This is a genomic window from Bradyrhizobium valentinum, assembly GCF_001440405.1.
GTDB lineage: Bacteria > Pseudomonadota > Alphaproteobacteria > Rhizobiales > Xanthobacteraceae > Bradyrhizobium > Bradyrhizobium valentinum.
On the sequence record NZ_LLXX01000164.1, the window covers coordinates 1 to 1383 of the forward strand.

The window sequence follows — 1383 nt, forward strand, 5'->3', positions numbered from 1 at the left end:
CTGGACTGCACCCCTCAAGTGAGACACGATAATCTCGGTGACAGTGCGGTTGCCACGACGGGTTATCGTGCCTTGTTTTGCGCGAACGCGGCTTCGAACTCAAGGGGTGATTGATAGCCGAGCGCCGAGTGCAGGCGTTCCTTGTTGTAGACGTCCGCGATGAAGCTATCGATCCGGCGGCGCGCGTCTCTGATGTCGGCGAACGCCTTGCCGTTTACCTCTTCGGCCTTGAGCGTCTTCATGAAGCTCTCAGCCTTGGCGTTGTCGAACGGGTTGCCCGGCCTGCTCATGCTGATCGTGATGTCACGATCCGCCAATATTTGGCGATAGGCGATCGAGGCGTATTGCACGCCGCGATCGGAGTGGTGGATCAGGCTGCCGCGCTGCGGCTTGCGGGTTTCGATTGCCCTGTCCAATGCCGCGATCGCGAGTGAGGCATCGAGCGTGTTCTCGAAGGCCCAGCCAACCGCCTTGCGCGAGAAGGCGTCGAGGATGACCGCGAGATAGGCGAAGGTCTTGGCGAGATGGACGTAGGTGATGTCCGCGACCCAGATCTGATCAGGAGCGGACGGTACCAGGCCGCGCACGAGATTGGGCACCACGACGATGTCCCTTGGTCGCTGTGCAGGTGGCTTCAGGAATGGCGCCTTGCGCTGTGCGAGAAGATTGTCCTCGCGCATGAGCCTGAGCACTTTCTTGGCATTTACGATCATGCCTTTGCGTTGGATGGTCGCTGTCACGCGCCGGTAGCCGTAGAACGGATGCTTTAGGCAAATGCGTTGGAGCTGGTCGCGCAACTCGCAGTCGGCCGTCTCACGACTGCGTCTGTTGAGATGCCGGTAATAGGTCGCGCGCGGCAGCCCGGCCAAGCTGCAGAGCCGTTGCACGTCGGCGTTGGAATCCGTTGCCTCCGATGTCATGGCTTGGATGACTTCGATGATGCGGATGCGGGTTTGCCTTGCGCTACCGGCCGCTCCAATGCGCGCAAGGCCTGCCGAAAAAAATCGAGATCCATCTGTTGGCGGCCGACCAGCCGTTCGAGTTCGGCGATGCGGGCATTCGCTCGCGCCAGTGCAGACCGCTTGTCGTCATAGGTTGCTGGAGCTTTTAGCTTCCGGGGGCCAGGCTTCGGTCCCGGCTTGCGGTTCAATCCCTCCGGCCCATGCGCCTTCCAAGCCTTGATCCAGTCGTGCAGGATCTTGCGGGATATCCCAAGCTCGCGAGCCACAGGCAGAACGGCTTCGCCTTGCTCGACACGCTTGATCGCCCTCAGTTTGTACGCCGTCGGAAACTGACGGTTCTTCCCTCTTGCTGCCACAGGTCATCCTCGGAATGCCTGTCACCGAGATTATCGTGTCTCACTTGAGGGGTGCAGTCCAGCAC

The 1383-nt window shown here is 60.6% G+C and carries 2 protein-coding genes; both read right to left on the bottom strand.

Annotated features, from left to right (window positions below):
- Positions 1–62 precede the first annotated feature (62 nt).
- A complete protein-coding gene (locus CP49_RS29340) occupies positions 63–920 on the bottom strand; it encodes an IS3 family transposase (protein ID WP_057853625.1) in 858 nt (285 codons plus the stop codon).
- Positions 917–1318: a transposase gene (locus tag CP49_RS29345; RefSeq protein WP_057853626.1), complete on the bottom strand. Its 402-nt coding sequence runs from the start codon at positions 1316–1318 to the stop codon at positions 917–919. The genes CP49_RS29340 and CP49_RS29345 overlap by 4 nt, the downstream gene beginning before the upstream one ends.
- Positions 1319–1383: the final 65 nt, after the last annotated feature.

Bases quoted from the DNA above. Each gene is read 5' to 3' on its own strand.
- CP49_RS29340 (WP_057853625.1), bottom strand. From the start codon at position 920: ATGACATCGGAGGCAACGGATTCCAACGCCGACGTGCAACGGCTCTGC.